Genomic DNA, 26610 nt, shown 5'->3' with positions numbered 1-26610 from the left:
GAGCTTAAGCGGCAAAAAGATCAGGTAAATCACTGCGGGAAACGCTTGCGCGGCAAGTTTAATGGGAAAGACTGCTTCGTGGCATCAAAAAGTGGACCAGACGGTCAAAATTTACATTCAGATAACACAAAACACGTGGAAGAGATGAACTTTAGTGTGCAAATTAATAAAATTACTATGAAACACATAAAATAAAAGGGCAATAAAATATTGCCCTATGCAATCAAAGCATTACGACTGCAATAACCACATCACGATGGGTAATAACGGTTACAAATTGTTGAGATCGAGCACATCTCGCATATCAAAAAGACCATTTCCCTTGCCTTTTAACCACAAGGCGGAGCGTACAGCGCCATTTGCAAACGTCATCCGGCTGGATGCCTTATGCGTAATCTCGACGCGTTCCCCAATATCGGCGAACATCGCCGTATGTTCGCCGACGATATCGCCCGCGCGGACGGTAGCAAAACCAATCGTGCCGGGAACACGTTCACCGGTGTGCCCTTCACGGGTGTAGACCGCGCAGTCTTTCAAATCTTTATCCAGTGCATGAGCAATCGCTTCCCCCATCGCCAGCGCCGTACCGGATGGCGCGTCGACTTTATAACGATGGTGCGCTTCAACAATCTCAATGTCGGTATAACTGCCCATGACCTTCGCTGCCTTCTCCAGCAGCTTCAGCATGACGTTCACCCCCACGCTAAAGTTTGCGGCGAAGACAATCGCAATCTCGTGTGAGGCATCCTGAATGGCCTGCTTCCCGGCATCATCAAAACCGGTGGTGCCGATCACCATTCCTTTACCGTGCTGACGGCAAAATGCCAGATGCGTGAGCGTGCCTTCCGGACGGGTAAAATCGATGAACACATCAAAGTCATCTTTTACCGCCTCCAGGCTGCTCTGCACGATAACGCCTGTCTTACCCGCGCCCGCCAGCTCACCCGCGTCAGCGCCAAGCAACGATGAGCCGTCACGCTCCAGCGCCGCGCCCAGTGCCACGCCATCCATCTGTAGTGCCGCCTGAATCAGCTGGCGACCCATACGTCCACCCGCGCCCGCAATGGCGACACGGATCTGTGCATCATGCATAGTTATTCTCTTACGTTAAAATGATGTAAACCGTTTTCAGATTAACCAGCCTTTGCAGATGCTGCCAACTGAAAACGACGATAATTAGAATTTAATGATAAACAGGAAGAAATATCAGCAAAAGGCATAATCTTCAGCGAAAACCGCACGATTCGCGGACCACCAGCGCGGGCGGTAAAATAATGCGTTTCGCCGGCTCCCGGTTCCCCTGTATCCGGCTGAAAAGAAGCTCGCCGGCCTTACGCCCTATCTCCTTCGCGGCAACGGAGACGGTAGTCAGTGCAGGCTGTACCAGCCCGGCCTCGGTAATATCGTCAAAGCCCACCAGGGCAAAATGGCGTCCCGGCTCGCGTCCCATTTTGCGTAAACACTGCATAACGCCAAGGGCAACAATGTCCTGGTAACACACTGCCGCGGTAATCTGCGGATGGTTCATCAACAACGCTTCCGCCACGCGCGCGCCATCACTCTGGCTTGCCTGTGAGGTGACGATCCATTCGGGATTCGGCGTCACACCATACTCCAGTAATTTACTGGTAAATCCGCCGATACGCTGAGCGCGAGACCCCGAATTCAGGCTACCGCCGATAAAGGCAATCTGACGATGCCCCATCCTAAGAAGATGCTCTGTCGCCATTTGGGTGCCAAGGAAGTTATCGGTTCCCACAAAATCAAAGTCCGGATCGTTTAGCGGTCGCACGACCATAATTGCCGGAATATTGCGTCGCTTAAGACCATCGAAAAAGGCCTGCGGGGTTTCTCGCGCGGCACACAGCACCATGCCACAGACGTTGTTACGCATCAGCGAATCCACAAACTTTTGCTGTCGCTCGGACGACTCTTCGCTGTTTGCCAGAAACAGCAGAAGGTCGTGGCGTTCCATCTCATGGCTTAGACCTGCCGTCATTTCGCCATAAAAAGGGTTCGTGATGTCATGCAACAGGAGTCCCACCTGATTACTGCTGCGGTTTCGCAGGTTGGCTGCCGTCTGATTGTAAACATAGCCCGATTCATCCAGCGCCTGAAGTACGCGCTCCCGGGTCCGTTGCGAGATCCGCCCTTTATTACACAGCACCATTGATACGGTGGCGGTTGAAACCCCGGCGCGTTTTGCCACATCAGCCAGCGTGATACCCGTCATGATCGCTCCTTGTCGTTCACATCAGATTAATCGAATAACCTTAATTTTGCACTTTTGCGCGTGAGCCTCTTCACATAATGGCCGCCTTTTCGCCACTTATCGCCAGAACTGGCGGGTTAATCGCGTTAATCACCCTTCCCAAACAAGGTTAATCGAATAACCTTAAGCAACGAAGACGGAGAGAAAAGATGGCAACTTACGATAAATTCCCGGAAGTCGCAGTAGAGGGGTATGACGATTGTGCCTGGCAGGGCTGGGACGCGATTGTGCGCGAGCTTAACCACAGAGCGGGTCAATATACACGAACCGTGCTGGTCATTGACTGCTACCCCGGCGTCAGGCTGGAGGAACTGGAGACAAAACTGCTGCCAGCATTGGGGGCCACGCTGACGCTCAATGCCGAACAGATGCGTCTCGACGAACATGCTTTAAGCCGGTTGCTGGCCCGACATCTCACTGACGACCGCGTCTTCGGCGTGCTCTCCTGCCACCAGCTCGAGGAATTCATCGACCCGGTGAAACGCGAGGCGTTGCAGGCGCAGGTCGAACTGTGCCGCGAAGGGATAATCGTTATTTACGGGCCGGGTGCCGCGCTGGTTAATGCAGGCGATATTCTGGTCTACGCCGATTTACCGCGCTGGGAGATCCAGCAGCGCATGCGCAGCGGTGAACTGGCTAACTGGGGCGCAGCGAACCAAAACGAGGATATTCTGCGTCGCTACAAACGCGCCTTTTTCATTGAGTGGCGCGTATTCGATCGTCACAAAACCCCGCTGCTACGGCGTACTGATTATCTCCTGGATACCACCCAGGCGGATGATCCGGCGATGGTCGGCGGCGATGCACTGCGCGCCGGGTTGCAACACACCACCCAACGTCCTTTTCGTGTAGTGCCCTTTTTCGACCCCGGCGTCTGGGGCGGACAATGGATGAAACAGAAATTCGATCTCGATCCCTCTGCGCCTAACTACGCATGGTGTTTTGACTGCGTGCCCGAGGAAAACAGCCTGTTGCTTCGTTACGGCGCGGTGCGGATCGAGATCCCCTCTCTGGATTTGGTGCTGCTGCACCCCCGGGCGCTGCTGGGTGAAAAAGTGCATGCCCGTTTTGGCGCGGAATTTCCCATCCGCTTTGACCTGCTTGACACCCTCGGCGGGCAGAACCTGAGTTTTCAGGTGCATCCGACCACGGAGTACATACAGCAGCATTTTGGTATGCATTACACCCAGGATGAGAGCTATTACATCCTTGAGGCAGAGCCAGGGGCTCAGGTGTATCTGGGGACCCGAACGGGTACCCGGCCCGAAGCGATGATGGACGACCTCAGACGGGCCAGCCGCGGTGAAAAGCCGTTCGACGACGCCCGCTTCGTCAATCATCTTGCGGCGAACAAGCACGATCATTTTTTGATCCCCGCCGGTACGGTTCACTGTTCTGGAGCAGGAACCGTGGTACTTGAGATCAGCGCCACGCCTTACATTTTCACCTTCAAGCTCTGGGACTGGGGACGGCTGGGAATGGATGGGCAACCCCGCCCGGTTCATCTGGCGCATGGCGAAAAGGTGATCGACTGGCAACGCGATACGCAGTGGGTCGAACAGCATCTTGTAAATCAGTGTGAACCCCTCGGCGAAGGCACCGGCTGGCGCGAAGAGCGGACCGGGCTTCACGAGCGTGAATTCATCGAAACGCGTCGCCACTGGTTCAGTGAACCGGTGACGCACTCCCCCCACGGAGGCATGAATGTCCTTAATCTTGTTGAAGGTGAAGAGGCGACGGTAGACAGCCCCGGCGGCGCATTCGCCCCCTTCGTTGTGCACTACGCAGAAACGTTTATCGTCCCTGCTGACGCAGGCGAATACCGTATTTCTCCGTCAGGGCCGAGCTGCGGTAAATCCATTGCCACCATTAAAGCCTGGGTAAGAGGTTAACCATGATTCACATTATTGTGGCGACACACGGCCCGCTGGCCACCGCCCTGCTGGAAAGCGGAAAAATGGTGTATGGCGATCTTCCTCATCGACAGGCGGTATGTCTGAACGCACAGGCTGGCATAGCGGGGTTTCGCCGTGATTTCGCTGCGGCATACCACCGCGCAGGTGCGGGCGCAGACGGCATCGTCGTCCTGTGCGATATGCAGAGTGGAACACCGTGGAATGTGGCCTGCGAATACGCGTTTAATCCCCAGACGCATCCGCCGGTCGCCGTGGTGGCAGGAGTCAACTTCCCCATGCTCTTGCTCACCGACGACATTCTGATGGCCCGGGATGTCCATGCCGCCGCCGCGCAGCTCATCGAATTAACGCAGCCCACCCTGGTTCAGGCAAAACGGGTGGAATCCGCCCAGAACGACGATTTCTAAGGAGCTTATATGAGCATTTCGTTTGTACGTATTGACGACCGGGTGATCCACGGGCAGCTCGTCACACGCTGGGCCAAAGAGCTGCCCTGTGATGGCATCGTGGCAATTGACGATGCCGTCGCGGCCGATCCGCTGCTCTCGTCGGTAATGAAAGGCGCGGTGTCAGATACCAGAGTGTGGCTGTTCGATACCCTGACCGCCATCGAAAAGCTGCCGAAAGTGATTGCCAGCGATAAGCGCTACTTCGTGATTGGCAAATCGCCTGTCACCCTGCAACGCCTTGAACAGGCAGGCATAAGCCTGAAGAACGGCAATGGCAAAATTAACGTCGGGCCAATGAGTGCCCGCGCCAATACCACCACCATTGGCCCTAATCAGTCCGTAACGCCAGAGGAGGCAGCAGCCTTTGACTGGCTGACTGAACAGGGGCATGCCATCGAGTTTCGTCTGGTGCCCGATGCCAGTTTTTACAACTGGCAGGACGCCCGGCAAAAACTGAAATAAGGAGCGCATGATGATTTTCGAAGCTTCTCTCATCGGTCTGCTTTGCTATCTCGGTGCACTCAGTAGTCCCTGGCTGTTTGGCCTGACGGGTGGCTGGTATCTCATCTCCCGCCCGCTGGTTTCGGGGATGCTGGTGGGCCTGATTCTGGGCGACGTTAAAACCGGGATCATGATTGGTGTGGCGGTGCAGGCCGTTTATATCGCGATGGTCACCCCCGGCGGTTCAATGCCTGCCGATCTCAATTTTGTCGCTTATCCTGCTATCGCGCTGGGGATTCTGTCGGGCAAAGGGCCAGAGGTGGCCGTGGCGCTGGCGGCGACCATTGGCATTGCCGGAACGATACTGTTTAACGCCATGATGGTATTGAACTCGTTCTGGAACCACCGCGCCGACGTGGCGCTTGAGCTCGGGGATGAGCGCGGAATTTATCTTAACAGCGCGGTCTGGCCGCAGGCGATGAACTTTGTTCTGCGCTTTGTGCCGACGTTCATCGCCGTCTATTTTGGCGCGCAGTACATCAGCGGGTTTATGGACAGTCTGCCCGGCATCGTGCTTTCGACCATGAACGTGCTGGGGGGTATCTTACCGGCCGTTGGGATCGCCATCCTGCTTAAGCAGATCATCAAAAGCTACAGCATGCTGATCTACTTCCTGGTGGGCTTCATATGCATTGTGTTCCTGAAGCTCAACATGGTGGCACTGGTGATTGTGGGCGCCCTGCTGGCATTAATTCATTACAACTATAAGCCGGAAGCGCCGCAGGCTGTCACGCCGGGTAGGCCCGCCGACGATGAGGATGAATTCTGATGGAAGACCGTAAACTGACCCGAAAAGATCTGCGCCGCTGCTGGCGAGCGTGGATGATGCATAACCTCTCTTCGATGAGCTTCGAGCGTCTGGAATCGTTCGGCTTCTGTCTGAGCATGTTACCGGTCGCCAAAAAACTCTACCCGGATGCCGCCCAGCGCACCGAGATGCTGCGCCGCCACGCCTCGTTTTACAACACGGAGCCGCAGATCGGTGCCATCGTAAACGGTATGGCGCTTGGGCTGGAAGAGAAAAAAGCCAACGGCGAGCCCATTGATGGCGAAACGATCAATACCCTGAAGGTGGGGCTGATGGGACCAATCGCGGGGATTGGTGACTCAATGATCCCCGGCATGCTGATCCCCATTTTGCTGAGCATCGGTATGGCGCTTGCCGCCGGAGGAAATGTTCTTGGCCCGTTGTTCTACACCGTCGCCTGGCTTGCCATCATTATCCCGGGATCCTGGTTTCTGTTTCTGAAAGGCTACCAGATGGGCTCAGGATCGGTCGAGATGCTGGTGAGCAGCAAGTCAACGCGACTGCGCGAAGCTTTGTCTCTGCTGGGTGTATTTGTGATGGGCGGCGTGGCGGCAAGCTACGTTAAGCTGGGCACCGGACTGGAATTTATCACCCGTGACGGGGTTAACATCCATGTTCAGCAGATGCTTGACGGTATCTTCCTGCAGCTATTACCGCTTCTGGTGGTTCTGGGCACCTGGTATCTGATGGCAAAACGTGGCGTCTCCCCGGTCAGGGCCATGATTGTGTTGCTTGCGCTGGCGGCGCTGGGCGTCGCATCAGGTCTGTTTGCCGGATAAGACAGCCGGGGCAATGCCCCGGTTTTTTTATGGGTGGAAGTTATGCCACAGCTCGGCCACTTTATCCGGGCGAGAGATAAACTGAAAGCGAGCAGGATCGGCAATAAATTGCGTATAGACAGGCTCATCCGTCAGGCCGAATTCGCTGTAGCGACGCGGTGTGATCATCTGTAGCCGCCCCGCCAGATAATGCGTGTTGTGCTGCCAGATGATATGGCTCCCCTGCAGCAGCGGATACCAGGCCAGTCCTTTACGCGCCCGCACGGCATCATATTCAAAACCATATTCCCTGTCGCACCACGCACCGAAGGTCAGCGGTTCATCCGGCGAGGCAGAGATAGTGGCATGCCCCCAGCCAGGCGGAACCAGCACCTTTTCACCCGGCCCGGCCAGTACGGCGAAACAGCGCCCGGGATCGTCCGCAACATACTCCTGCATATAGATAATGGCGCGCCCCTGCCAGATTTCATACAGCTCGGGCGGAGACCAGCCGCTGTGACGGCTTTTACGGTGAACATGCCCCTGGCTGCGGATCGGCTCTTCACCCAGCGTTCCCGTCGCGTAGGTCACGACCCCAAACAGCAGCATGCGTTTTTTCAGCTCCTGCCGGTCTGCCAGACGGGCGACATCCATCGCAATAGCATAAACGTCTTCCGGGCCTGAGCAGTCAGGGTCCCGTAACGACGCGCGGATCTCATCAAGCTTACGGATCTCTGGCATCGGGCCAGTGACGTCCTCACCGTAGCTGAACCCCAGCGGGTGCCGGGTGATGGTCATGTCCAGCCCAAAGTTATCCATTCTGAACCTCCCAGCCACCGTCAGTGGTCAATACCCGCACGGCAAAACCATCGGGTAACGCGGCATAGTCGTGTCCGGCTACGGCGGGCCAGACCGCGAGTGAAGAGAGCGTGGTCTCACCGGTATTGATTAAACGGTGGGCGGTAAAAGGCGCAATAATATGGACGGATCCCGGCATCACGCACTCCAGACGGGTTTCGCCGGATGTCGTCTGGAGTAAAAGCAGGCCACTTCCCCGCAGTCCAAAATAGACTTCGCCCTGTTCACGACGTTGATGAAAATGGCCACGGGTCATAAAGAATTCCCGGCCAATTTTACCTGCATGTAAATGGGTTACGCCGACAAACAAGGCCCCTTCCTGTGCAGGCGATTCCAGCATTTCGACGTCATACACCGTCTGATGCGGATCGCATTGTGCCCAGGCGTCTCGATCGGCAAACAAACCATTGAGATCGGCAAGGCGTGTGGATTTAAGAATAAGTGCGCCGCGGGCAAGTGTACCACTGGCCCAGGCCACCAGAGGCGGCAGGATAATATCTGAAGTCATCGTCTTCTCCGGCCCGAGGAGAACAACCCGCCCAGCATAACAATTTAAACGATTAACCTGCGCATCAAAGGCGCAATGTGTCAGGTGAATCACAGTTAATCAGCAATAAAAATGCCGGCCACTGACGTGGCCGGCATTCGGGTCATGCGCGAGGAAACTTACTCGACTTCGCGTGCGTCGATACGCAGCTCTTTCGGGACCTCGAAAACAATATTCTCTTCGCGTCCTTCCAGCGGGACCGCTTCGCCGCCGCCCAGTTCCTGCAGACGGGAAATCACGTTCTGCACCAGGATATCCGGAGCCGAGGCGCCGGCGGTTACCCCGACACAGGCCACGTTTTTCACCCATGCTTCCTGGATATCGCTGGAATCATCAATCAGATAGGCCGCTTTCCCCATTCGCTGCGCAAGTTCAGCCAGACGGTTGGAGTTAGAAGAGTTTTTCGAACCGACAACCAGCACCACGTCCGCCTGTTCAGCCAGAGCACGCACCGCTTCCTGGCGATTGGTGGTGGCGTAGCAAATGTCGTCCTTGCGCGGGCCGACGATTTTCGGGAAGCGCTGGCGCAGGGCGTCAATCACGTCCGACGTATCGTCAACGGAGAGCGTCGTCTGGGTCATAAACGAGAGACGCGTTTCATTTTTGACGTTCAGCGTAAACACATCTTCCGGCGACTCCACCAGGTACATCCCCCCTTCCGGGTTGCTGTACTGGCCCATGGTACCTTCGACTTCCGGGTGGCCGGCATGGCCAATCAGGATCGACTCTTCACCACGACGGCTGGCGCGCGCCACTTCCATATGCACTTTGGTCACTAATGGGCAGGTGGCGTCGAACACGGTCAGATCGCGGCTTTTCGCTTCGTTACGCACCGCCTGAGAAACCCCGTGCGCGGAGAAAATCAGGATCGCGCCGTCAGGCACTTCGCTGATCTGCTCAATGAAGATCGCGCCACGCTCGCGCAGGCTGTCGACGACATAACGGTTATGCACCACTTCGTGACGCACATAAATCGGCGCGCCGTAAATCTCGAGCGCGTTTTCAACAATGCTGATAGCGCGGTCTACACCGGCGCAAAAGCCGCGCGGGTTAGCCAACAGGATCTGCATTTCAGGCCTCCAGTACCGGATCGATCTCCAGCACTTCAATATCAAAATGGACGGTGCGCCCGGCAAGCGGATGGTTGAAGTCAACGGTGATGGAGTCACCATTGATTTCGCGGATCACGCCAGGCATTTCGCTGCCATCCATAGCGGTAAAGAGCATGATCGCCCCGATTTCCGGCTCACCTGCATCCATAAACTCGCGGCGCGAGAAGTACTGAACAAGGTCCGGGCTTGGCACGCCAAACGCGGCATCTGGCTCCAGCGAAAATGCCTTTTTCTCGCCTTCTTTCAGGCCAAGCAGCTGTTGCTCAAGACCTTCAGACAGGGAGGTGTCGCCGAGACGAAACAGGGCGGGTTTGCCGTTATTGCGGGTGGATTCAGCCGTGGAGCCATCATCCAGTTTCAGCGTGAAATGAACGAGAACCGCGCTGTTGCTCTGTACGGATTTAGACATGCAAATTGCTCGCTTGTTTTGACCCACCGGTAAGAGACGGGAGGCCAGACATTCTGTAGGCCGGGGGCGCATGCGCCACCCGGCATTTACATTTAAGCCTGTTTCTTCGCGGCCGCGTTCGGCAAGAAGCCTTCCAGCACGATTAACGCCGCGCCGATGCAAATTGCGCTGTCGGCGAGGTTAAAGGTCGCGAAGTGCCAGTCGCCGACATAGAAGTCGATCATATCGACCACAAAGCCGTGCCACAGGCGATCAAACAGGTTGCCCAGCGCGCCACCGATAATCAGCGCATAGGCGATGTTATTTAGCTTTTGTGTTGCCTTCGAACGGTACATCAGCAGCGATAGCACCACACAGATACCGATAGCGATACCTGCAAAGAACCAGCGCTGCCAGCCACCGCTGTCAGCAAGGAAACTAAACGCCGCACCGTAGTTACGTGCGTAATGCAGGTTAAGCGACGGGAACAGCGACACCGTCTCCCCCAGAGCAAAATGCTGGAGGATCAGGAACTTGCTGCCCAGATCGATAATCAGCACTACCACCACCAGCCACAGCCAGCGCAGTCCTGTTGAACAGAGAGTTTTACTCATCAGGCAAACTTACGTTTCTCGCCGTCACCGGCGACGTTGCTGACACAGCGTCCGCAGATATCTGCGTGTTCCGCCACCTGGCCGACATCAGTGGTGTAATGCCAGCAACGCGGGCATTTATCACCTTCGGCTTTGCTCAGTGCGACTTTCAGTCCTTTGAGCAGTTCGCTCTGCTGTGCATCAGCAGACGCCTGGGCATAATCCGCAACTTTCGCACCGGAGGTCAACAGGACAAATCGTAATTCATCGCCCAGCGCCGTCAGTTTCGCCGCCAGCTCTGGCTCGGCGTACAGGGTAACTGCCGCTTCCAGCGAGCCGCCGACTTTCTTGTCAGCACGCGCCTGCTCGATAACCTTGTTCACTTCGCCACGCACTTTCAGTAGCTCGTCCCAGAAGGCATCGTTCATCGCTTCGGTGCTGGAGAGATCGAACAGACCTTCATACCACTCGCCGGTGAAGACATACTTCTCACGGTCGCCTGGCAGGTAACCCCAGATTTCATCTGCGGTGAAGGACATGATCGGTGCCATCCAGCGAACCAGCGCTTCTGCGATGTGGAACAGCGCAGTCTGGCAGCTACGACGCGCCACGCTGTCCGCTTTCGCGGTGTACTGGCGGTCTTTGATAATGTCGAGGTAGAACGAGCCCATCTCGATGGAGCAGAAGCGCATCAGGCGCTGCACCACTTCGTGGAAATCGTAAGATTCGTAAGCCTTCAGGATATCTTCCTGTGCCGCTTTCGCGCAGCCTACCGCCCAGCGATCCAGCACCACCATCTCTTCCGGTTTCACCATATCTTTTACCGGATCGAACCCGTTCAGGTTCGCCAGCAGGAAGCGCGCGGTGTTACGGATACGACGATAGCTGTCGGCAGCACGTTTCAGGATCTCGTCCGACACCGCCATTTCGCCGGTATAGTCGGTAGAAGCAACCCACAGACGCAGAATGTCCGCGCCCAGTTTGTTCATCACGTCCTGCGGAGAGACGGTGTTACCGATCGATTTAGACATCTTACGGCCCTGACCATCCACGGTGAAACCGTGGGTCAGCACCTGGCGATACGGTGCTTTACCTTTCATGGCGGTGGAAATCATCAGCGATGACATGAACCAGCCGCGGTGTTGGTCAGAACCTTCCAGATACATATCTGCCGCGTGGCCGGCAAATTCCGGACGCACGTCAACAACAGACGCGTGCGTTGAACCGGAGTCAAACCACACGTCCAGGGTATCAGGCACTTTCTCGTAGTTGTCTGCATCAGCGCCCAGGATGTCGCGGGAATCGAGATCCCACCATGCCTGAATGCCGTCAACTTCAACACGCTTCGCGACTTCTTCCATCAGCGCCAGGGTGTTCGGGTGCAGTTCCTGCGTCTCTTTGTGCACGAACAGAGACATTGGCACGCCCCACGTACGCTGACGGGAGATACACCAGTCAGGACGGTTAGCGACCATGGACTCAATACGCGCCTGACCCCAGTCCGGGATCCACTGCACGCCTTTGATCTCTTTCAGGGACTGCTCGCGCAGGCCTTTCTGATCCATGCTAATGAACCACTGTGGGGTCGCACGGAAGATGATCGGAGATTTGTGACGCCAGCAGCACGGATAGCTGTGTTGCATTTTCTCAACGTGCAGCAGCGCGCCGCTGGTGCGCAGCATGTCAACGATGATGTCGTTTGCTTTGAAGACGTTGATACCGTCCAGCGCCGGGTAGGTGCCTGGCAGGTAAGAACCGTCAGGGCCAACCGGGTTAGCGATTTCAAGACCGTATTTCAGGCTGATGCTGTAGTCGTCAGGACCGTGGCCACCGGCGGTATGTACCGCACCGGTACCCGCATCCAGCGTCACGTGATCGCCCAGGATCGCCGGCACATCGAAGTTCAGGAATGGGTGTTTGAAGCGCATCAGCTCCAGCGCGTCACCTTTCACGGTGCCCAGCACGGTATAGTCGGCGATGTTCGCGCGTTTCAGCACGCTTTCGACCAGATCTTTCGCCAGGATCAGCGCCTGACCGTCAACCTGCACCAGCGCGTACTCGAACTCACCGGACAGGGAGATCGCGCGGTTTGCTGGCAGCGTCCACGGGGTGGTGGTCCAGATAACCAGCGAGATGGGGCCGTTGACAGAGGTCACGCCAAATTTGGCTTTCACCGCCTCCTGATCGACCGCGTGGAAGGCCACATCGATTGACGGAGAGGTTTTGTCGTAATACTCCACTTCCGCTTCTGCAAGCGCAGAACGGCAGTCCACGCACCAGTGCACCGGCTTCGCGCCTTTGTGCAGATGGCCGTTACCGATGATTTTACCCAGCGCACGGATGATGTTGGCTTCGGTTTTGAAGTCCATGGTCAGGTACGGACGTGACCAGTCACCCAGCACGCCCAGGCGGATAAAGTCCTGACGCTGACCGTCAACCTGCGTAGCCGCGTATTCGCGACATTTTGCGCGGAATTCTGCCGCGGTGAACTTCTCACCCGGCTTACCAAACTCTTGCTCAACTTTCAGTTCGATTGGCAGACCATGGCAGTCCCAGCCCGGAACGTAAGGCGAGTCATATCCCGCGAGGCCTTTGGACTTCACGATAATGTCTTTCAGAATCTTGTTTACAGAGTGACCAATATGAATGCTGCCATTCGCATATGGAGGGCCATCATGCAGAATGAAGGTTTTTTTGCCTTTTTTGGCTGCACGGATGATGCCGTACAGGTCATCATCGGTCCAACGCGCCAGCATTCCCGGTTCGCGCTTGGCGAGATCGCCGCGCATCGGGAACCCTGTTTCCGGCAAATTCAGGGTTGATTTATAGTCACTCATCAGATTCTCGGTTCCGTATTTTTCACGTAGGCATTTAAGCCGGGTTTACTCGCCCAAAAAACTCGCGGGCCGTTAATTCATCTCGCGCGATTTGCGCCTTTAGTTCATCCAGCGAAGCAAATCGCTGCTCATTGCGTATTTTTTTACGCAGTATCACATCTATATGGCGACCATAAAGGTCCATTACAACGTCCAGCAGGTGCACTTCTAATTGTTGACGGACACCGGCGACTGTAGGACGTGTGCCAATATTGGCGACACCGAAATACGGTTTATCGCCCAGACCAGCCACTTCCACCGCATATACCCCTTTAACCGGGGAGACCTGACGACGTAGCGGTATATTCGCCGTCGGGAAACCTATGGTGCGGCCCAGCGCATCGCCATGGACCACACGGCCTGAAATGCTAAACGGATGCCCCAGCAGCGTTTCCGCCGTATCCAGTTCATCGTTGGCCAGCGCCTGACGTACCGCAGTGCTGCTAACCCGGACGCCGCCTTCGCAAAAGGTCATTGCGCTGGTGACATCAAAGCCGTACTCGAGGCCAGCCTTCTGTAATAGCAAGAAATCGCCCTGACGACCAGCGCCAAAGCGGAAATCATCCCCCACGGCCAGAAACTGCACGCCAAGGCGCCTGACCAGCAGGTCACTGACGAAATTTTGTGCTGTCAGCGCGGCAAAGCGGCGATCGAAACGCACGCACAATACGTAGTCCACCCCGGACTCTGCCAGGTAGCGCAACTTCTCGCGCAGGCGAGTGAGGCGAGCCGGTGATTTATCGCCGGCAAACAGCTCCAGCGGCTGCGGCTCAAAAATCATCACTACAACGGGCAGGCCACGCGCCTCCCCTTCTTTACGCAATCCCTGCAGCAGCGCCTGATGACCACGATGCACGCCGTCGAAATTACCAATGGTCAGCACGCACCCGTGCGGTGCTCTGCTGAGATTATGTATGCCGCGTATCAGCTTCATGTCTGGCTCAAAACAGTGAAAATCGCCAAAGTATACCTTGTACAGCGGTTAAGGTTAACCGGCGATTGTTCGCGCAAAACAGAAAGCCGTAATGATTTCATCAGGCTGTCCTTTCACAGCAAAAAAATCTGCCCGGGAACTGCGTTTTTTGTGCCGAAAAGCTGTATTCACGAGCGACAAGCTGGTAGAATCCTGCGCCATCACTACGTAACGTAGCGTCGCCAATCAACGGCGCTTATTTGCACAAATCCATTGACAAAAGAAGGTATAGAGGGCATATTCCTCGGCCTTTGAATTGTCCACATAGATCATATTTGGGAGTTGGACCTTGGCTAATATCAAATCAGCTAAGAAACGTGCTATCCAGTCTGAAAAGGCTCGTAAGCACAATGCAAGCCGTCGCTCTATGATGCGTACTTTCATCAAGAAAGTATACGCAGCTATCGAAGCTGGCGACAAAGCTGCTGCGCAGAACGCATTTAATGAAATGCAACCAATCGTGGATCGTCAGGCTGCTAAAGGTCTGATCCACAAAAACAAAGCAGCGCGTCATAAAGCAAACCTGACCGCGCAGATCAACAAACTGGCTTAATCGCCACTTGTTGTTGCTTGTTTTAAAAGAACCCGCTTAACGCGGGTTTTTTTATATCTTCAGATTGCCGGTGGCGTAAACAGCGCCGAGTAGTCGCGGTTACAGATGCGCTGTACCGCCGGATGTTGAATCATCCTTTCTGCAAATATCGCGTGATACTCCTCCATCACGTTATCGACCCGGCCAATCTCCGTAATCTTGTTATCTGAATAGAGATCGTGCACGTACAGCGTCGGTGCAACGAAGATGGCGTTATGCGCCTCACCAAAGGCTTTCATTAGCGCAGCATCATCAAACTCGCCAAGGATCTCCACCTTCAGTCCCTGAGAGTTAAACCAGTTCAGCAGTTTGCGCCCAAGCATGGAGCGCCGGCCTGGCACCAGCAAACGACGCTCCTCCAGACAGGCAGGAAACGGTTTTTCCGGCGGCGGGTTAATGCACCAGAAGCTGACCCCGCATTCGCCAATCTTCACCGAGAACAGCCCTTCCTGCTGCGTAGAGTCGATCGGGCAGTCCGAGATAATCATATCCAGCTTATGCTGGCTCAGCTGCTCCAGCAGCATCTCGTGCGTGGACTCAAAACAGCGCAGGTGGATTTGCTCATCTTCGACCACCGCCGCATCCAGCACGCCGCTGACCAGCCGTTTTGACAACGCATCCGCCACGCCGACGTCAAAGAGCAGGTTTGACTCTTTGCGGTAGTTAACGATATCCAGCATCTCCTGGCTTAAGGTGAACATCTTATCCGCGTAGCGGAAAACCAGTTCGCCCAGCTCACTTGGCTCAATCCCACGGCCCTTGCGCTTAAAGAGCTTGCCCTGCAGCCGCTCTTCCAGCGCTTTGATTTGCCCGGTGATGGTCTGCGGCGTCAGGTAGAGCGCCTCTGCCGCCCCCACGACCGAGCCCTGCTTATAGACGTGCCAGAAGTAGTAAAGGTGGTTGTAATTCAAATGAGACATCGTGTCTTCGCTCCCTGATCGTGTAGCGGGAGAAGGTGTTCTTCTCCCGGTTTCCTGTTATGCCTGAACGACCGGTCCGGACAGTTTGACCTTCAATAAGGTATAGCCAGTGACTGCGGCCAGTAACGATCCGATAAGGATACCCAGCTTCGCCCAGACGATAAGCTCAGGCGCATGGGCACCAAAAGCCAGCGTTGAGATAAAGATCGACATGGTAAACCCAATGCCACACAGCACGCCCACCGCCATGATCTGTTTAAACGTGGTACCGTGCGGCAGTGACGCCAGCTTCAGCTTCAGCGCGAGCCAGCAGAACAGGCTAATACCCAGCGGCTTACCAATAAACAGTCCGGCAATAATGCCCAGCGGCAACATTGAGGTCAGTCCCTCAAGGGTTACCCCTTCCAGCGAAACGCCTGCATTAGCGAAAGCAAACAGCGGCAGGATCATAAAGGCGACCCACGGGTGCAGTACATGCTCCAGCTGTTTAGCAGGCGATTTCCCCTCCTGCGGCTTAAGCGGAACGAAGAAGCCGACGATGACCCCGGCGAGCGTAGCGTGCACGCCTGATTTCAGTACCGCGGTCCACAGCACCATCCCCACCAGCACGTAGATCCCGATGCGGCGCACGTTGCAAATGTTCAACAGCGCCAGTACCGCAATCGCTCCTGCGGCAACGCTCAACGACAGGATCGACAGGTCGCTGGTGTAGAACAGCGCAATAATGACAATCGCGCCCAGGTCATCAATGATTGCCAGCGCCATCAGGAAGATTTTCAATGCCACCGGCACGCGGCTTCCCAGCAAGGCCAGCACACCCAGGGCAAACGCGATATCCGTTGCTGCCGGAATGGCCCAGCCATGACGCGATACCGGATCCTGCCAGGTGAACGCCAGGAAGAGCAACGCCGGAATGACCATCCCCCCGAATGCGGCAATTACCGGGAACGCGGCACGCTGACGGCTGGCAAGCGAACCCAGGACCAGCTCACGCTTAACCTCCAGTCCTACCAGCAGGAAAAACACGGCCATCAGTGCATCGTTGATCCACAGCAGCATGTTCTTGTTAATTTCCAGCGCCCCGACTTTCAGCTCGACGGGAGTTTCCAGAAACGCGTGGTAAAAGTCGCGTGTGAAACCCATATTGGCCAGCGCCATCGCGGCCGCAGCGGCAATAATCAGGATGATGCCGCCTGATGCTTCACTGCTAAAAAAACGGTGTATTAATTTCACGTAGGCTCTCTCTTACAGCAATACTTCGGTAAAACCATAATACCAGGCCAAACAGCTCGGCAAAAGCAGATTAATGTTGAGTATATATTCAGTTTTACCGAGTGATAGCCATGAGGACAGCTACAAAAAGAAAAAGCCCGAAATCGCTTCCGGGCTTTTTGAGATGAACACCAGCTAACGGATCAGCGGGTCAAATCGTCGAAGAATTTTTTGACGCCATCGAAGAAGCTTTTGGAGCGCGGGCTGTTTTTCTCACCCGTCGGGCCGCCAAAACTTTCCTGCAGCTCTTTCAGCAGCTGTTTCTGCTTGTCGTTCAGGCCAACCGGGGTTTCAACCACCACGCGGCACAGCAGGTCGCCCTGCGCACCACCGCGAACGGATTTAACACCTTTACCACGCATGCGGAACAGCTTGCCGGTCTGGGTTTCGCCTGGAACCTTCAGATTGACGCGACCATCAAGCGTTGGCACTTCAATTTCGCCACCGAGTGCCGCCATGGCGAAGTTGATGGGCACTTCACAGTACAGGTTGTTGCCTTCACGCTCAAAGATGGCGTGCTGCTTGACCTGAACCTGAACGTACAGATCGCCTGCCGGTGCACCGTGCTCGCCGGCCTCACCTTCACCTGCCAGACGGATACGGTCGCCCGTGTCCACGCCTGCCGGGATTTTAACGGACAGCGTCTTGGTTTTCTCAACGCGACCATGACCGTGGCATTTTGTGCAGGGGTCTTTAATCAGCGTACCGCGACCATGACAGTGCGGACACGCCTGCTGCACGGCGAAGAAGCCCTGACGCATCTGCACCTGACCGGAACCGTGACAGGTTGGACAGGTTTGCGGCTGGGTGCCTGCTTTCGCGCCGCTGCCGTGGCAAACGTCACACTCTTCCAGCGTCGGAATACGGATCTCTTTGGTGACGCCACGTACGGCCTCTTCCAGCGTCAGATCCATGTTGTAGCGCAGGTCGGCGCCGCGCGCCGCGCGCTGACGGCCACGACCGCCGCCAAAAATGTCGCCGAAAACATCGCCAAAGATATCGCTGAAGTCAGCGCCGCCGCCAAAGCCGCCGCCACCGAATCCACCGCCGCCCATGCCGCCTTGTTCGAAGGCTGCGTGGCCGTACTGGTCATAGGCCGCACGTTTCTGTGCATCGGTCAGGACTTCGTAGGCTTCTTTGATCTCTTTAAATTTGGCTTCAGCCTCTTTGTCACCCTGGTTGCGGTCCGGGTGGAATTTCATGGCCAGGCGCTTATACGCCTTTTTGATTTCACGCTCTTCCGCAGTTTTCGGAACGCCTAAAATCTCGTAATAGTCTTGCTTTGCCATTGGTTTTTTTAAGCCCCTTAACATGCGAGCACGGGCGTGGAGAGTTCTCCTACGCCCGTGCCAATTAATTACCCTGCATCAGGGCGATTATTTTTTGTCTTTCACTTCTTCGAACTCAGCGTCGACAACGTCGTCGTCTTTCGCGTTGTTCTGAGAAGCGTCAGCGCCAGCCTGCTGTTGGGCGTGCTGCTGCTGAGCGATTTCCATCAGCTTCTGAGAAGCCTGTGCCAGCTCCTGCATCTTCGCTTCGATATCCGCTTTATCTTCGCCTTTCAGAGACGTTTCCAGCGCGCTCAGTGCAGCTTCGATAGCCGTTTTGTCTTCAGCTGGCAGTTTATCGCCGGCTTCTTCAACCTGCTTACGGGTGCTGTGCAGCAGATGGTCGCCCTGGTTGCGGGTCTGAACCAGCTCTTCGAACTTACGGTCAGATTCCGCGTTCGCTTCTGCTTCACGAACCATTTTCTGGATCTCTTCTTCGTTCAGACCGGAAGAGGCCTTAATGGTGATCTTCTGCTCTTTACCGCTGTTTTTGTCTTTCGCGGAAACGTGCAGGATACCATCAGCATCGATATCGAAGGTTACTTCGATCTGCGGCATACCGCGTGGCGCCGGGTTGATGCCATCCAGGTTGAACTGACCCAGTGACTTGTTATCCGCCGCACGCTTACGCTCACCCTGCAGCACATGGATGGTTACTGCAGACTGGTTGTCTTCAGCAGTAGAGAACACCTGGCTGTGCTTAGTAGGGATAGTGGTATTTTTGGTGATAAGCGCCGTCATCACACCGCCCATGGTTTCGATACCCAGAGACAGCGGGGTAACGTCCAGCAGCAGAACGTCTTTCACATCACCCGTCAACACACCACCCTGAACAGCAGCACCGATAGCCACTGCTTCGTCCGGGTTAACGTCTTTACGTGGCTCTTTACCAAAGAATTCAGCCACTTTCTTCTGAACCATTGGCATACGGGTCTGGCCACCGACGAGGATAACGTCGTTGATATCAGACACGGACAGGCCAGCATCCTGCAGAGCGACTTTCAGTGGCTCGATGGAACGGTTCACCAGGTCTTCTACCAGGCTTTCCAGTTTCGCACGGGTCACTTTAATGTTCATGTGTTTAGGACCGGTCGCGTCTGCAGTGATATACGGCAGGTTCACGTCGGTCTGCTGAGCGGAAGACAGTTCGATCTTCGCTTTCTCAGCGGCTTCTTTCAGGCGCTGCATTGCCAGCGGGTCGTTACGCAGGTCAATGCCCTGATCTTTCTTAAACTCGTCAACGAGGTAGTTGATCAGACGGGTATCGAAGTCTTCACCACCCAGGTGGGTATCACCGTTGGTTGCCAAAACTTCGAAGGTTTTTTCGCCATCAACTTCGTCGATTTCGATAATAGAGATATCGAAAGTACCACCACCCAGGTCGTAAACCGCGATAGTACGGTTGCCAACTTCTTTATCCAGACCGTAAGCCAGTGCCGCTGCGGTTGGTTCGTTGATGATACGTTTTACTTCCAGACCTGCGATACGGCCAGCATCTTTCGTTGCCTGACGCTGAGCATCGTTGAAGTAAGCAGGAACGGTGATAACAGCTTCAGTTACCGGTTCACCCAGGTAATCTTCTGCGGTTTTCTTCATTTTTTTCAGCACTTCAGCAGAGATCTGCGGTGGTGCCGTTTTGGTGCCTTTCACATCAAGCCATGCATCGCCGTTATCTGCTGCGATGATTTTGTAAGGCATGATAGAAACGTCACGCTGAACTTCTTCGTCCTGGAAGCGGCGGCCAATCAGGCGTTTAATCGCAAACAGGGTATTTTGCGGGTTTGTCACTGCCTGACGTTTAGCCGGCTGACCAACCAGAGTTTCACCATCCTGGGTATAAGCAATGATAGAAGGCGTGGTGCGATCGCCCTCGGCGTTCTCCAGCACGCGTGCGGTAGTGCCATCCATAATCGCTACACAAGAGTTGGTAGTACCCAGGTCGATACCAATAATTTTACCCATCTAAACGTCTCCACTTAAAATTCAGTCAACATGTGGTTGTGTACCTGTAATAAGGGCAGAACGTGCTTTTTCAACTGCCCACAATTGATTTTTTTCAGGTCCACACACTGCGGTTGACTACAAGATGGGGTCGCGCCAGCGTCCATCAAGGGGGAACGGTAAAAAAAATTTTTAATTTCACCCTGATGAGATCATAGACGGCATTGATTGCGCCCATTATGATGCCGCGCCCCGTCAGGGAGAACTGACGCGGGTTTAACCATTTCACCATATTAATGATGATTTTTTTGAGGACTTATGGGCAACACTAAGTTGGCTAATCCGGCTCCGCTGGGCCTGATGGGTTTTGGCATGACCACTATCCTGCTGAACCTGCACAACATCGGGATGTTCCCGATGGATGGCATTATCCTGGCGATGGGCATTTTTTACGGCGGTATCGCGCAAATCTTCGCGGGCCTGCTGGAATATAAGAAAGGCAACACCTTCGGCTTAACCGCATTCACCTCTTATGGTTCTTTCTGGCTGACCCTGGTCGCGATCCTGCTGATGCCTAAAATGGGCCTGGCAGACGCGGCAAACGCACATTTCCTGGGCGTTTACCTCGGTCTGTGGGGCGTCTTCACGCTGTTTATGTTCTTCGGCACCCTGAAAGGCAACCGCGCATTGCAGTTTGTTTTCCTGAGCCTGACCGTGCTGTTCGCCCTGCTGGCGATCGGCCACCTCGTGGATAACGAAAGCATCGTGCATATTGCCGGCTGGATTGGTCTGGTGTGCGGCGCAAGCGCTATCTACCTGGCAATGGGTGAAGTGCTGAACGAGCAGTTTGACCGCACCATTCTACCGATTGGTGAAAAACACTGATCCTTCTGTCGTGTCCGCATCGCGGGCACGACATCCCTGTTTCTGCCGAAGCCAAATGCCTAACACCAGCCCCATCACCGACAGCGCGAGCACATACCAGGCAGGTGCCATCGGGGATACTCCCATCAACACCGTGACCGCAATCGGCGTCAGCCCGCCAAAGATGGCGTAAGAGACGTTATAGGAGAAAGAGATCCCGGTGAAGCGGACCTCTGGCGGAAAAGCTCGCACCATCACATACGGCACTGCACCGACAACCCCCACGCACAGCCCGACCGTACCGTAGAGCAGAAACAGCTGTTCAGGATGGCTGCCTGCCAGGTGGTAAAACGCCCAGCTCGACGCAGCCAGCAGCAGACTGCCGATGATGAAAGTCAGGCCGGCACCGATACGATCAACGGCCAGCCCCGCGGCCAGACAGCCAAAGCAGAGCATAATGGTGGCGATACTGTTTGCCTGCAACGTTACCGCCGGCGCAAAACCGTACTGCTTTTGCAGCCATACCGGAGACATTAAGATAACAACCACGATGCCCGCCGACAGTAGCCAGGTGAGCAGCATCGACACCACAACCGCGCTCCGGTGGCGCACCACCACGGCTTTTACCGGCAACTCCTGTGCCAGCGCCTTGCGCTGCTGCATCTCAAGGAAAACAGGTGTCTCCTGCAGCCAGCGGCGAAGATACATCGCCACCAGGCCAAACGCCCCGCCGAGCAGGAACGGTACGCGCCATCCCCAGTCGTGAACCGCCTGTTGCGTCATGCTGGTATTCACGATAGTGGCCAACACTGAACCGAGGAGGATACCGACAGTCAGCCCCGCCGTTAAGGTTCCACAGGCGATGCCGATGCGGCGCGCCGGCACATGCTCCGCCACAAACACCCAGGCCCCCGGCACTTCGCCGCCAATTGCCGCCCCCTGAAGAATGCGCATCAGCAACAGCAGCAGCGGAGCAACAATGCCCATTGAGGCGTAAGTGGGCAGCAGACCAATGGCCAGCGTCGGCACGGCCATCAGTAAAATGCTGAGCGTGAACATCTTCTTACGCCCGACCAGGTCACCAAAGTGGGCCATCACAATGCCACCCAGCGGTCGTGCCAGATACCCGGCGGCAAAAATGCCGAAGGTTTGCACCTGGCGCAACCACTCCGGGATATCTGCCGGGAAGAAAAGCTCCCCCACCACGGCGGCGAAGAAGACGAAGATGATAAAGTCGTAAAACTCCAGCGCACCGCCTAAGGCCGCGAGCGTGAGAGTTTTATAGTCCTGTCGATTCAGAGGTCGGGTGTTATGTGACATAGCGAACCATTTGGCTTGTGTTGTGGATTTATTTTTACAGCAAACGTAAAGAAAAAATTACTATACCGTAAAACCTTTACCACGCTACCGTCGCTTCAGCTAATGTCACATATTGATTAATTTCAGGAGATTGTCTCGCGACGAGCGTTTTTCGGACGAAAAGCTGCTACCACTTTCTCATCGGTTTCTACATACGGGCCGTCAAGTAACTGTATACAATACGGTACACTTGCAAAAATCCCGTGCACGATCACGCTGCCATCTTCCGCTTTCAGTCCTTCAAGCGTCTCTTTGATGGACTTCGGCTGGCCCGGCAAATTCAGAATCAATGCCTGCTTGCGGATCACCCCGACCTGACGGGAGAGGATCGCCGTCGGGACAAAGTGTAGACTGATCTGGCGCATCTGCTCACCGAAGCCAGGCATCTCTCGATCGGCAACCGCCAGCGTGGCATCCGGAGTGACGTCCCGGCGCGCAGGCCCGGTGCCTCCCGTAGTCAATACCAGGTGGCAGCTCATCTCATCCACCAGCTCACAGAGTGTCTGTTCGATAATTGGCTGTTCGTCAGGGATCAGGCGGGTCTGGATCTCAAAGGGGGTTGTCAACGCACTGCCCAGCCATTCTTCCAGCGCGGGGATGCCTTTATCCTGATAAACACCGCTGGAGGCGCGGTCAGAAATCGACACTAAGCCGATGCGTAAGGTATTCATATCCATTCCATTCAAAAAAGTACTGATTAAAGGGAATGATACACGCAGAGGGGAAATTCAGACAGAGTACGAAAGAAGTAGCGTGACCGGGGACCCGGTCACGCAGAATGATTACAGCAGGTCGCCGATCATTTTTTCCAGTTTTTCCTGGTCGATAGCAAACTTACGGATACCGTCCGCCAGTTTATCTACAGCCATTGGATCCTGGTTATGCTGCCACAGGAACTCAGATTCAGTGATGCGCTCCGGACGCGCTTTCACTTCACCGGTGTAGGACAGTTTACGCTCGATAGCACCTTCGCTTTCAGCCAGCTCTTTCAGCAGTGCCGGGGCGATGGTCAGGCGGTCACAGCCAGCCAGTTCGATGATTTCACCTACGTTACGGAAGCTTGCGCCCATCACCACAGTCTCATAACCGTGCTGTTTGTAGTATTCGTAGATTTCGGTCACGGAAACGACGCCTGGATCTTCAGATGCCGCGTACTCTTTCTTATCCGTGTTGGCTTTGTACCAGTCCAGAATACGGCCAACGAATGGAGAAATCAGGTATACGCCGGCTTCCGCACATGCACGCGCCTGTGCGAAGGAGAACAGCAGCGTCAGGTTACAGTTGATACCGTCTTTTTCCAGCTGTTCAGCTGCACGAATACCCTGCCAGGTTGACGCCAGTTTGATCAGGATGCGGTCATTGCTGATGCCGGCATCGTTGTACATTTTGATCAGACGTTTTGCTTTGGCGATAGACGCTTCGGTGTCGTAGGAGAGACGTGCGTCAACTTCGGTAGAGATGCGGCCAGGAACCAGTTTCAGAATTTCCAGACCAATGTTCACGGCCAGTTTATCAGTGGCATCAACAACCTGCTGCGCGCGGTCGTTGCTCTGTGCTTTCGCCCAGGTCACTGCGTCGTCAATCAGTTTGCGATACTCAGGGATCTGTGCGGCGTTAAGGATCAGAGAAGGGTTGGTGGTGGCATCCTGCGGCTGGTACAGCTTCATTGCCGCGATATCTCCGGTGTCAGCTACGACAGTGGTGAACTGACGAAGGGAGGTCAATTTATCCGTCATGATAGTGTTTCTCTTTTAACGTGCCCTGGATAATTCACGCTACCGACAGCATGCCTGCAGCGGAAAAATGACAGGTTTACTTGTTAGGGGGATGTAACCGGTCTGCCCTGATGATAACACGACGGAGGGGTAGCGCAACCGCAGACAGTGCGCTTAGACAGAGTATGATAAACTCAGAATATTAACAGGCTGCTAAGTAACAGCATGTCCAATCAGTGGTAGCGCTTACATATTCATTTTGGCATCAACAAGAGGGACGTTAATGCCTGATTTTCTTTTCTTTATTAATGAAGTCCTTTGGGGTTCGATAATGATATACCTGCTGCTGGGTGCAGGTATTTGGTTTACGCTACGCAGCGGGTTTATCCAGTTTCGTTATATTCGCAAATTTGGCAGAAGTCTGAAAAACAGCGTCACGCCCCAGCCGGGCGGATTAACCTCTTTCCAGGCCCTCTGCACCAGCATTGCCGCACGCCTCGGCAGCGGTAATATGGCAGGGGTGGCATTGGCCATCAGCGCCGGTGGCCCGGGCGCCGTTTTCTGGATGTGGGTCACGGCGCTTATCGGGATGGCCACCTCCTTTGCCGAAAGCGCCCTCGCCCAACTCTACAAAGAAAAAGATAAAAACGGACAGTTTCGCGGCGGCCCGGCCTGGTACATGGCGCGTGGCTTAGGAATGCGCTGGATGGGCGTGCTGTTTTCGCTGTTTTTACTGCTCGCGTACGGTCTGATTTTTAATACCGTTCAGGCGAATTCTGTCGCCCATGCCTTGCGCTATGCCTTTGCGTGTCCGGAGTGGATCACCGGGCTTGTTTTAGCCCTCTGTATCCTGCTGACCATTTCGACCGGCCTAAAAGGTGTCGCCCGCCTGATGCAGTGGCTGGTGCCTGTCATGGCGCTGCTATGGGTTGCCGCCAGCCTGTTCGTCGCCGCACGGCATATCGAGCAGGTGCCGGAAGTGATTGCAACCATCTTCAAAAGCGCATTTGGCTGGCGCGAGGCGGCATCGGGCGCACTGGGCTATACCTTCAGCCAGGCGCTGATGTCGGGCTTTCAGCGCGGAATGTTCTCCAATGAAGCCGGTATGGGATCAACGCCCAATGCCGCCGCCGCCGCCGCGTCCTGGCCGCCCCACCCGGCGGCACAAGGCATTGTTCAGATGATTGGCGTTTTTACGGACACCATTATTATCTGTTCCGCCAGCGCCATGATCCTGCTGCTGGCCGGCCCGGTACCTCACTCATCGGAAACAGCCGGCATACAACTGCTTCAGCAGGCACTGGTGAATCTGACGGGCGGCTGGGGAGCCGGGTTTGTCTCGCTCATCCTGCTGTTATTCGCCTTCAGCTCGATTGTTGTGAATTACCTCTACGCCGAAAATAACCTTATTTTCCTGAAAGTGGACTCCCGCCGTATGATCACGCTACTGCGCCTCGGGGTGATACTGATGGTGTTAGCAGGTTCGCTGCTCAGCATGCCGCTAGTCTGGCAACTGGCGGATGTCTTTATGGCGCTCATGGCCATCACTAACCTGACGGCGATTCTGCTGCTCTCACCCGTGGTTACGCTTATTGCACGGGACTATCTTCGTCAGCGCAAACTGGGCGTACCGCCGGTCTTTGATGCCTCGCGTTATCCCGACATCCAGGCGCAAATTGCGCCCGGCACCTGGGATGATTTGTCACGGCAATAACAGCTATCGATCAATTGAGGGCGATTTTTTGCTAAAGTCGCTCTAAATTTCCTGCAAGGACTGGATATGCTGATTCTGATTTCACCTGCTAAAACGCTCGATTACCAGAGCCCGCTCGCCACCGAGCGCTATACCCAGCCTGAACTGCTGGACTATTCGCAACAGCTGATTCACATCGCGCGTAAGCTCTCTGCGCCACAAATTGCCTCGCTGATGAGCATCAGCGACAAACTGGCGGATCTTAACGCGACCCGTTTCCACGAGTGGCACCCGGACTTCACGCCGAACAACGCCCGCCAGGCGCTTCTGGCGTTTAAAGGTGATGTGTATACCGGCCTGCAGGCGGAAGATTTTAGCGAAGCCGATTTCGACTTCGCCCAGCAGCATCTGCGTATGTTGTCAGGTCTGTACGGCGTGCTGCGCCCGTTGGACCTGATGCAGCCGTATCGTCTGGAGATGGGTATCCGCCTGGAAAACCCTAAAGGCAAAGATCTGTACCATTTCTGGGGCGATATCATCACCGACAAACTGAACGCTGCGCTGCGTGCTCAGGGCGATAATGTGGTGATCAATCTGGCCTCCGATGAATACTACAAATCGGTGAAGCCGAAAAAGCTGGATGCGGAAATTATCAAGCCCGTTTTCCTCGATGAGAAAAACGGCAAGTTCAAGGTCATCAGCTTCTACGCCAAAAAAGCGCGTGGGTTGATGAGCCGCTACATCATTCAGAACCGCCTGACGAAGCCGGAGCAATTGACCGGCTTCAACAGCGAAGGCTACTTCTTCGATGAAGAAGCGTCGGGAAAAGGCGAACTGGTGTTTAAGCGCCACGAGCAGTAAAACAAACCCCGCCA

Annotated in this window: 25 protein-coding genes and 1 pseudogene; 9 read left to right on the top strand and 17 right to left on the bottom strand. The window is 55.1% G+C overall.

Annotated features, from left to right (window positions below; all coding sequences use genetic code 11):
• Nucleotides 1–270 precede the first annotated feature (270 nt).
• Nucleotides 271–1092 carry a 4-hydroxy-tetrahydrodipicolinate reductase gene (gene dapB, locus L462_RS01025; RefSeq protein WP_032679609.1) on the bottom strand — a complete coding sequence of 274 codons (822 nt, stop codon included), beginning with the start codon at nt 1090–1092 and terminating at the stop codon, nt 271–273.
• 133 nt (nt 1093–1225) lie between these two features.
• Entirely contained in the window at nt 1226–2233 is a 1008-nt protein-coding gene (locus L462_RS01030; protein ID WP_020882554.1) for a LacI family DNA-binding transcriptional regulator, read from the bottom strand.
• A 188-nt stretch (nt 2234–2421) separates the two neighbouring features.
• On the opposite strand from L462_RS01030, the gene L462_RS01035 reads away from it, so the two are divergent.
• Genes L462_RS01035 through L462_RS01055 form a run of 5 tightly spaced genes read left to right on the top strand, consistent with a single transcriptional unit; the run spans nt 2422 to nt 6725 of the window.
• A complete protein-coding gene (locus tag L462_RS01035) occupies nt 2422–4164 on the top strand; it encodes a class I mannose-6-phosphate isomerase (protein WP_032679608.1) in 1743 nt (580 codons plus the stop codon).
• A 2-nt stretch (nt 4165–4166) separates the two neighbouring features.
• Nucleotides 4167–4595, top strand: coding sequence for a PTS sugar transporter subunit IIA (locus L462_RS01040; RefSeq protein ID WP_025205457.1), 429 nt, complete (start codon nt 4167–4169; stop codon nt 4593–4595).
• 9 nt (nt 4596–4604) lie between these two features.
• The gene (locus L462_RS01045) at nt 4605–5099 is read left to right on the top strand and encodes a PTS sugar transporter subunit IIB (RefSeq protein WP_032679607.1); all 495 of its coding nucleotides are present in this window, start codon (nt 4605–4607) and stop codon (nt 5097–5099) included.
• 10 nt (nt 5100–5109) lie between these two features.
• Nucleotides 5110–5907: a PTS mannose/fructose/sorbose/N-acetylgalactosamine transporter subunit IIC gene (locus L462_RS01050; protein ID WP_155964489.1), complete on the top strand. Its 798-nt coding sequence runs from the start codon at nt 5110–5112 to the stop codon at nt 5905–5907.
• Nucleotides 5907–6725 carry a PTS system mannose/fructose/sorbose family transporter subunit IID gene (locus L462_RS01055; RefSeq protein WP_032679605.1) on the top strand — a complete coding sequence of 273 codons (819 nt, stop codon included), beginning with the start codon at nt 5907–5909 and terminating at the stop codon, nt 6723–6725. The genes L462_RS01050 and L462_RS01055 overlap by 1 nt, the downstream gene beginning before the upstream one ends.
• A 27-nt stretch (nt 6726–6752) precedes the next feature.
• Here the strand turns inward: L462_RS01055 and L462_RS01060 are convergent, their stop codons facing one another.
• From L462_RS01060 to L462_RS25680, 8 genes and pseudogenes are all read right to left on the bottom strand, one after another.
• A complete protein-coding gene (locus L462_RS01060) occupies nt 6753–7523 on the bottom strand; it encodes a glucose-6-phosphate isomerase family protein (RefSeq protein ID WP_032679604.1) in 771 nt (256 codons plus the stop codon).
• Nucleotides 7516–8070, bottom strand: a complete 555-nt coding sequence (locus L462_RS01065) for a glucose-6-phosphate isomerase family protein (protein ID WP_020882548.1) — start codon at nt 8068–8070, stop codon at nt 7516–7518. The genes L462_RS01060 and L462_RS01065 overlap by 8 nt, the downstream gene beginning before the upstream one ends.
• Nucleotides 8071–8228: 158 nt before the next feature.
• On the bottom strand, nt 8229–9179 hold the full coding sequence (ispH, locus tag L462_RS01070) for a 4-hydroxy-3-methylbut-2-enyl diphosphate reductase (protein WP_020882547.1): 951 nt from the start codon (nt 9177–9179) through the stop codon (nt 8229–8231).
• 1 nt (nt 9180) lies between these two features.
• A complete protein-coding gene (fkpB, locus tag L462_RS01075; RefSeq protein WP_020882546.1) occupies nt 9181–9630 on the bottom strand; it encodes an FKBP-type peptidyl-prolyl cis-trans isomerase in 450 nt (149 codons plus the stop codon).
• A gap of 92 nt (nt 9631–9722) precedes the next feature.
• The gene (gene lspA / locus L462_RS01080) at nt 9723–10223 is read right to left on the bottom strand and encodes a signal peptidase II (RefSeq protein WP_032679603.1); all 501 of its coding nucleotides are present in this window, start codon (nt 10221–10223) and stop codon (nt 9723–9725) included.
• Nucleotides 10223–13039 (bottom strand): isoleucine--tRNA ligase, encoded by a 2817-nt coding sequence (gene ileS / locus L462_RS01085; protein WP_032679602.1) that lies wholly within the window; start codon nt 13037–13039, stop codon nt 10223–10225. Before ileS ends, lspA begins: the two co-directional genes overlap by 1 nt.
• A gap of 34 nt (nt 13040–13073) precedes the next feature.
• The gene (ribF, locus tag L462_RS01090) at nt 13074–14012 is read right to left on the bottom strand and encodes a bifunctional riboflavin kinase/FAD synthetase (RefSeq protein ID WP_014168574.1); all 939 of its coding nucleotides are present in this window, start codon (nt 14010–14012) and stop codon (nt 13074–13076) included.
• 7 nt (nt 14013–14019) lie between these two features.
• Nucleotides 14020–14238 (bottom strand): annotated as a pseudogene (locus L462_RS25680) (DUF2575 domain-containing protein).
• A 102-nt stretch (nt 14239–14340) separates the two neighbouring features.
• On the opposite strand from L462_RS25680, the gene rpsT reads away from it, so the two are divergent.
• Nucleotides 14341–14604 (top strand): 30S ribosomal protein S20, encoded by a 264-nt coding sequence (gene rpsT / locus L462_RS01095; protein ID WP_008502037.1) that lies wholly within the window; start codon nt 14341–14343, stop codon nt 14602–14604.
• 59 nt (nt 14605–14663) lie between these two features.
• On the opposite strand, the gene nhaR is transcribed toward rpsT, so the two are convergent.
• From nhaR to dnaK, 4 genes are all read right to left on the bottom strand, one after another.
• Nucleotides 14664–15563, bottom strand: coding sequence for a transcriptional activator NhaR (nhaR, locus tag L462_RS01100; RefSeq protein WP_014168572.1), 900 nt, complete (start codon nt 15561–15563; stop codon nt 14664–14666).
• A 57-nt stretch (nt 15564–15620) separates the two neighbouring features.
• Nucleotides 15621–16796, bottom strand: coding sequence for a Na+/H+ antiporter NhaA (nhaA, locus tag L462_RS01105; protein ID WP_014168571.1), 1176 nt, complete (start codon nt 16794–16796; stop codon nt 15621–15623).
• 182 nt (nt 16797–16978) lie between these two features.
• Nucleotides 16979–18124 carry a molecular chaperone DnaJ gene (dnaJ, locus tag L462_RS01110; RefSeq protein WP_020882543.1) on the bottom strand — a complete coding sequence of 382 codons (1146 nt, stop codon included), beginning with the start codon at nt 18122–18124 and terminating at the stop codon, nt 16979–16981.
• Between the two features lie 87 nt (nt 18125–18211).
• Complete coding sequence (gene dnaK, locus L462_RS01115; RefSeq protein WP_014168568.1) at nt 18212–20125, bottom strand: molecular chaperone DnaK; 1914 nt, start codon at nt 20123–20125, stop codon at nt 18212–18214.
• A 297-nt stretch (nt 20126–20422) separates the two neighbouring features.
• On the opposite strand from dnaK, the gene satP reads away from it, so the two are divergent.
• The gene (gene satP, locus L462_RS01120) at nt 20423–20989 is read left to right on the top strand and encodes an acetate uptake transporter (RefSeq protein ID WP_020882542.1); all 567 of its coding nucleotides are present in this window, start codon (nt 20423–20425) and stop codon (nt 20987–20989) included.
• Here satP and L462_RS01125 read toward each other — a convergent pair.
• The 3 genes from L462_RS01125 to tal form a co-directional block, all read right to left on the bottom strand.
• Nucleotides 20966–22288, bottom strand: coding sequence for an MFS transporter (locus L462_RS01125; RefSeq protein ID WP_032679601.1), 1323 nt, complete (start codon nt 22286–22288; stop codon nt 20966–20968). The genes satP and L462_RS01125 overlap by 24 nt on opposite strands.
• A 122-nt stretch (nt 22289–22410) precedes the next feature.
• Nucleotides 22411–22998: a molybdopterin adenylyltransferase gene (gene mog / locus L462_RS01130; RefSeq protein ID WP_020882540.1), complete on the bottom strand. Its 588-nt coding sequence runs from the start codon at nt 22996–22998 to the stop codon at nt 22411–22413.
• A 111-nt stretch (nt 22999–23109) separates the two neighbouring features.
• On the bottom strand, nt 23110–24063 hold the full coding sequence (gene tal / locus L462_RS01135; protein WP_014168563.1) for a transaldolase: 954 nt from the start codon (nt 24061–24063) through the stop codon (nt 23110–23112).
• A 262-nt stretch (nt 24064–24325) separates the two neighbouring features.
• Between tal and L462_RS01140 the strand changes: the two genes are divergently transcribed.
• On the top strand, nt 24326–25756 hold the full coding sequence (locus tag L462_RS01140; RefSeq protein WP_032679600.1) for an alanine/glycine:cation symporter family protein: 1431 nt from the start codon (nt 24326–24328) through the stop codon (nt 25754–25756).
• Nucleotides 25757–25822: 66 nt separating this feature from the next.
• Nucleotides 25823–26596: a peroxide stress protein YaaA gene (gene yaaA / locus L462_RS01145; protein WP_032679599.1), complete on the top strand. Its 774-nt coding sequence runs from the start codon at nt 25823–25825 to the stop codon at nt 26594–26596.
• The last annotated feature ends 14 nt before the right edge of the window (nt 26597–26610 follow it).

The organism is Enterobacter sp. BIDMC 26 (assembly GCF_000534435.1).
Lineage (GTDB): Bacteria > Pseudomonadota > Gammaproteobacteria > Enterobacterales > Enterobacteriaceae > Enterobacter > Enterobacter ludwigii.
Note: the sequence above shows the minus strand (reverse complement) of the source record. Positions and strands in the feature narration are given on the sequence as shown.

Coding starts and splice junctions, on each gene's coding strand:
- dapB (WP_032679609.1), bottom strand. CDS start 1,092: ATGCATGATGCACAGATCCGTGTCGCCATTGCGGGCGCGGGTGGACGT.
- L462_RS01030 (WP_020882554.1), bottom strand. CDS start 2,233: ATGACGGGTATCACGCTGGCTGATGTGGCAAAACGCGCCGGGGTTTCA.
- L462_RS01035 (WP_032679608.1), top strand. CDS start 2,422: ATGGCAACTTACGATAAATTCCCGGAAGTCGCAGTAGAGGGGTATGAC.
- L462_RS01040 (WP_025205457.1), top strand. CDS start 4,167: ATGATTCACATTATTGTGGCGACACACGGCCCGCTGGCCACCGCCCTG.
- L462_RS01045 (WP_032679607.1), top strand. CDS start 4,605: ATGAGCATTTCGTTTGTACGTATTGACGACCGGGTGATCCACGGGCAG.
- L462_RS01050 (WP_155964489.1), top strand. CDS start 5,110: ATGATTTTCGAAGCTTCTCTCATCGGTCTGCTTTGCTATCTCGGTGCA.
- L462_RS01055 (WP_032679605.1), top strand. CDS start 5,907: ATGGAAGACCGTAAACTGACCCGAAAAGATCTGCGCCGCTGCTGGCGA.
- L462_RS01060 (WP_032679604.1), bottom strand. CDS start 7,523: ATGGATAACTTTGGGCTGGACATGACCATCACCCGGCACCCGCTGGGG.
- L462_RS01065 (WP_020882548.1), bottom strand. CDS start 8,070: ATGACTTCAGATATTATCCTGCCGCCTCTGGTGGCCTGGGCCAGTGGT.
- ispH (WP_020882547.1), bottom strand. CDS start 9,179: ATGCAGATCCTGTTGGCTAACCCGCGCGGCTTTTGCGCCGGTGTAGAC.
- fkpB (WP_020882546.1), bottom strand. CDS start 9,630: ATGTCTAAATCCGTACAGAGCAACAGCGCGGTTCTCGTTCATTTCACG.
- lspA (WP_032679603.1), bottom strand. CDS start 10,223: ATGAGTAAAACTCTCTGTTCAACAGGACTGCGCTGGCTGTGGCTGGTG.
- ileS (WP_032679602.1), bottom strand. CDS start 13,039: ATGAGTGACTATAAATCAACCCTGAATTTGCCGGAAACAGGGTTCCCG.
- ribF (WP_014168574.1), bottom strand. CDS start 14,012: ATGAAGCTGATACGCGGCATACATAATCTCAGCAGAGCACCGCACGGG.
- nhaR (WP_014168572.1), bottom strand. CDS start 15,563: ATGTCTCATTTGAATTACAACCACCTTTACTACTTCTGGCACGTCTAT.
- dnaJ (WP_020882543.1), bottom strand. CDS start 18,124: ATGGCAAAGCAAGACTATTACGAGATTTTAGGCGTTCCGAAAACTGCG.
- dnaK (WP_014168568.1), bottom strand. CDS start 20,125: ATGGGTAAAATTATTGGTATCGACCTGGGTACTACCAACTCTTGTGTA.
- satP (WP_020882542.1), top strand. CDS start 20,423: ATGGGCAACACTAAGTTGGCTAATCCGGCTCCGCTGGGCCTGATGGGT.
- L462_RS01125 (WP_032679601.1), bottom strand. CDS start 22,288: ATGTCACATAACACCCGACCTCTGAATCGACAGGACTATAAAACTCTC.
- mog (WP_020882540.1), bottom strand. CDS start 22,998: ATGAATACCTTACGCATCGGCTTAGTGTCGATTTCTGACCGCGCCTCC.
- tal (WP_014168563.1), bottom strand. CDS start 24,063: ATGACGGATAAATTGACCTCCCTTCGTCAGTTCACCACTGTCGTAGCT.
- L462_RS01140 (WP_032679600.1), top strand. CDS start 24,326: ATGCCTGATTTTCTTTTCTTTATTAATGAAGTCCTTTGGGGTTCGATA.
- yaaA (WP_032679599.1), top strand. CDS start 25,823: ATGCTGATTCTGATTTCACCTGCTAAAACGCTCGATTACCAGAGCCCG.